The 4,959-nt window shown below is 68.1% G+C and carries 1 protein-coding gene and 1 pseudogene; both read left to right on the top strand.

All coding sequences use genetic code 11. The features are described 5' to 3' along the window. Window positions 1–579 (top strand): annotated as a pseudogene (locus VF697_RS15720) (hypothetical protein); the annotation flags it as partial. 35 nt (window positions 580–614) lie between these two features. Further along, on the top strand, window positions 615–4,959 hold a 4,345-nt coding region (locus tag VF697_RS15715; protein WP_331095777.1), incomplete at its 3' end, for a kelch repeat-containing protein.

Raw genomic sequence — 4,959 nt, 5'->3', positions numbered from 1 at the left:
GTCAGCCTCGCTTCGGGCCAGAATGGCCGGTACACCTTCAGCGGCACCGCCGGTGAGTACCTGGGCCTGGGCGTGACGGGCTTCACCACGTCTCCGGCCAACCAGAGTGTCTACCTTCAGGTGCTCAAACCGGACGGCACGAGCCTCACCAGCTGCGGCTTCTCCGCGTCCAACTCCTGCAACCTGCCGGTGCTGCCCACGACGGGCACCTACACCCTGTATGTGGACCCGAGTGGCGGCACCTCCGCCACGCTGCAGGTGCTGCTGTCTCACCCGGTACAGGGCACCCTCACCGCCGACGGCTCGACCACCCCCTTCGCCACGAGCCGGGTGGGCCAGGATGGCCGCTATACCTTCAGTGCGACCGCCGCCTCGAGCGTCACGCTCACGTTCAGTGGCCGGACGTTCACCGATGTGTACGCGCGCATCTACAACCCGAGTGGCTCGGTGATCTGGCAGAGCTGGGTCGCATCGACCAGCACCACCGCCAATCTCACCAACCTCGTGGCGGGCACCTACGTGGTGGCACTCGATCCCTACCAGGCCGCTACCGGCCAAGTCTCGATGACCTTGAAGTGAGAGGCGTGACACCGATGCCCTCCATGGAGAACCGAATGTTGGTCGACTCTCTTTCGCACTCCGCCTCCTGGCGGAACTCCAGAGCCCTGGCGGTGCTCGTGCTGGGTGCCCTCTGCGCGCTGGCAGGCTGTTCCGAGCAGCCCTCGTTCGCGCCCCTCACCACCGAGGAGGTGAAGGCGCTTCTTTCTTCTCCCAGCACCCAGGCGGCTCACGGGCAGAGCGCAACGCTCTTGCCGGACGGTCGCTGGCTCTTCCTCGGTGGATTGGAAGGTGGGAAGCCCCAGGCCCGAGCCTTCCTCGAGGCGAACGGAGTCCAGGGGCGCGAGGAGCTCGCCAGGCACCTGCTCCACCCGCGCGCGGGTCACACCGCGACGGTGCTGCCCAACGGGCAAGTGCTCATCCTGGGAGGCATCGACCCCGACGGCCAGCTCGTCGAGGAGGCCGAGTGGTTCAACCCGGCATCCGGAGAATTCACCCGCGCCCCGGGCGTGACCTGGGCGCCGCGTGCGTTCCATACCGCGACGGTCCTCTCGGACGGGCGTCTGCTCGTGGTGGGTGGCCAGAATGCCCATGGGACGGCGCTGGCCTCGGCGGCGCTCCTGGATGCGGCAACCCTCCGAGCGGAGGAGCTCGAGTCCGAGCTCTCCACCGGGCGCACCGGACACGCCGCCACCCTGCTCGCCGACGGGCGAGTCCTCGTGTGGAACGGGGAAGCGACGGCTCCGGCTGGACGGGGGAGTGCCGAGCTGTTCGACCCCGAGGCGATGCGCTTCATTCCAGTCGGGCCTCGGGAGCGTGAGGCGCTGCTCGACGCGGGCGCGAAGGACGAAGCGCTCCGCGTGGCGGGCACCCATCCGCGAGACGGTGCCACGGACGTCGCGGTGGACGAGTTCCTCGGTCTGCGGCTGTCGCACCCTGTCGAGGCACGCACGCTGCTCCCGGACACCGTGACGCTCGTGGGCCCCCAGGGCCCCGTCGCGGCGAGCATCACGCTCGCCGAAGCCGGCCGGCTCGTCTTCGTTCGCCCTGTCCAGTCGCTGCTCCCGGCCACCCACTACACCCTCTATGCCCAGGGCCTGGCTGACGCGCAGGGGCATCCGCTGCCCCTGTCGACGCTCGCGTTCACCACGGCCGCGACGCGGGCCGATGCGGCGCGCCCGGACGAGCGTCTGCCCCGCGCCGAGGACTGGCGTCCCCACGCTCTGGCGCAGGCGGCCTCGGCCTACAAGGCCCACTTCGTGCGGGAGGCCAACGGGCAGGTGGTCTTCAAGCCCGTGCGCCGCCCCTTCTTCGAAGACGAGGAGGTGTGGCTCCCGGGTGAGGAGCACCTCGCGGGCAACTGGCACCGTGCGATGCCCCAGGTCAAGGACACCACGCCCCTGGAGGCTCCCGCGGGCGTTACCGCGCTCAGCGGTCGGGTGCTTCGTCTCAACGGCAACCCGCTTCCCAACGTGCGCATGGTGGCCGGTGGCAAGTCGACGATGACCGACAAGGACGGGCGCTTCCTCCTCCAGGGCCTGGCTCCGGGAGCGCACGTCCTGGAGATGGACGGCACGCCCGCGGGCAACGGCAAGTCGAAGTACGGCCTCTTCTTCGCCCGGGTGGTGCTGGAGGCGGGTCTCACCAACATGCTGCCCTACACCGTCTGGATGCCCAAGCTCGACCCTCAGGGCACCGTCTCGATTCCCTCGCCCACGACGGAGGAGACGGTCCTCACGACGCCCGCCATCCCGGGCCTCGAGCTGCGCCTGCCCCCGGGCACGGTGGTACGCGACCGGGAGGGCAAGGTGCTCACCGAGCTGAACATCACCGCCATCCCGGTGAATCAGCCGCCCTTCCCGCTGCCGGACCTCGGCACGCCCGTCTACTTCACCATCCAGCCGGGTGGAGCGATCCTGCAGGGTCTGACGCCCACCTTCCGTGGCGCCCGGCTCATCTACCCGAACTTCCGCCGGGAGGTTGCCGGGGCCCGGGGCGTCTTCTGGAACTATGACGCCCGGGACCTCAAGTGGTTCGTCTACGGCCTGGGCACCATCAACGAGGATGGCACCCAGGCCATTCCGGACGAGGGCGTGGCCATCTACGAGCTGACCGGCGCGATGTTCAACGGTCCGAACACTCCGCCTCCACCGCCTGGACCGCCCTGCAATAGCGGGTGCTGTAGCGGCGGTGGTGGCGGCGGCGGCGGTGGCGGCGGCGGTGGTGGCGGCGGCGGCGGCGGTGGTGGTGGTGGGTGTGGCGGAGGCTCCGCGGGGTCACCGAGTGATCCCACCGCGGGAGATCCGGTCATGCTGGCCTCGGGCCAGTTCGTCAGCGTCGAGACCGACCTTCACGTCAATGACCTGCTCCCCCTCACCATCACGCGCACGTATCGCGCCTTCGACCTGAACCGCCGCCAGTTCGGCGTCGGGACGACGTTCGACTACGAGGTCTTCCTCTACTCCGCGCAGCAGTACCAGGAGGTGGACCTCATCCAATCCAACGGCACGCGCGTCCACTACGTGCGGACCTCCCCTGGCACCTCCTACACGGATGCCATCTTCACGTCGTATGAGCCGGGGCGTTGGTATCTCTCCCGCCTCGAGCGCAACAACGCGCGCGGCGGTTGGGATCTCTACTTCCGCACGGGCGAGCGCTGGTTCTTCCCCCAGTACGCGCCCCTCAAGGAGATGTACGACGCGAGCGGCAATGCGTTGATCATCACGCGCAAGAACGGGCTCACCGGCCCCGTGACGCGCATCGATGGACCGAGCGGACGCTGGATCCAGTTCACGAACAACGCGAGCGACGTCACCACGGAGGTGACGGACAGCATCGGTCGGACGTTCCGCTACGCCTACGACACGAACGGACGCCTGGTGAGTGTCACCAATCCCCTGGGAGGCATCCGGCGGTATACCTACACGAGCACCCACCGGATTGCGTCCATCACGGCCGCCGATGGGGTGGTCGCGGTCCAGAACGAGTATGACTCCGCGGGCCGGATGGTGCGTCAGGTGCTCGCCGACGGGAGCACGTTCCTGTTCGCGTACACGCTCAATGCGAGCAACAAGGTGGCTCGGGTCGACGTCACCGACCGTGCTGGCAACGTGCGTCGGGTCGACTTCAATGCGAAGGGCTACATCGTTCGCAATGCCTATCCCGCGGGCAAGCCCGAGGAACAGGTGACCCTCTTCGAGATGGAGGACACCACGGGGCGCTTGCTCGCCACGGTGGACGCCCAGGGGCGGCGCTCGGTCTTCAACTACGACGCCCAGGGCAATTACACGGGCCTGACGCGCATGGCGGGCACGCCCCAGGCGGTGACGACCACGGCGACCTACACCTCTGACTTCAGCAGGTTGGCGAGCACGACGAACGCGCTGGGAGGGGTGACGCGCTATGAGTACGACGCGGCGGGAAACCTCATCAAGACGACGGCTCCGACGGGAGAGGTCGAGCGCTACACCTACGACGCCCTTGGCCGCATCCTCACGGTCGAGGATGCCGGCGGTGGAGTGACGACCTACGCGTATGTGGGCGCCGAACTGTCGTCGGTGACCGATGCGCTCGGCCGCACGACGCGCTATTTCTATGACTCCGTTGGACAACTGATTGGCGAGTCCAGCCCAAGCGGCAACCTGCGGCGCTACGAGCGTGATGCGCTCGGCCGGTTGGTGAAGTTCACCGATCCCCTCGGCCACTCCGTCTCCTTCGCCTACGATGCGGAGAACCGGGTGGTGGCCTACCTCGATCAGCGCGGAGGTCAGACGTCGTTCACCTACAACACCCTGGGGACGCTCGCGGCGAGGACGGATGCGCTTGCCCGGACCTGGTCGTACACGTACGACCAGGCAGGCCGGATCCAGACGAGCACCAATCCCCTGGGGAAGGTCAACAAGCTGACCTACAACACGGTGGGCCGCCCGGTGCAGATGGGCTTTGGCGCCTCTTCGCTGTCCGCGGGTGACTTCGAGAGCGCGCTGAGCCTCACCTACGACAGCGCGGGGCGGGCGGTCCTCATCGCGGACAGCCAGGGCTCCTCCGTGGCCTTCACGCACGACGACTTCGACCGGATGACGTCGGAGACGACCGAGCTCGGCACCACCACCTACGAATACGACGCCCTGGGCCGGCGCACGCGGATGACGGCACCCGGCCAGGACCCGGTGACCTACGCCTACGATACCGGCGGCAGGCTCGTCTCGCAGTCGCAAGGAGGACGCACGACGTCAATGACGTACGACACCGCGGGTCGCCTCGCGAGCATTTCGTCCGGCGGTGTGCTGACGCGCTACACCTACGATGTGGCCGGGCAGCTGCTGCGCATCGACTATGAGCGGTCGGGACAGGTGCTGGGCACGCTGACCTATGACTACGACGCGGAGGGCAATCGCATCT

Source organism: Archangium sp. (genome assembly GCF_036388035.1).
Lineage (GTDB): Bacteria > Myxococcota > Myxococcia > Myxococcales > Myxococcaceae > Archangium.
Note: the sequence above shows the minus strand (reverse complement) of the source record. Positions and strands in the feature narration are given on the sequence as shown.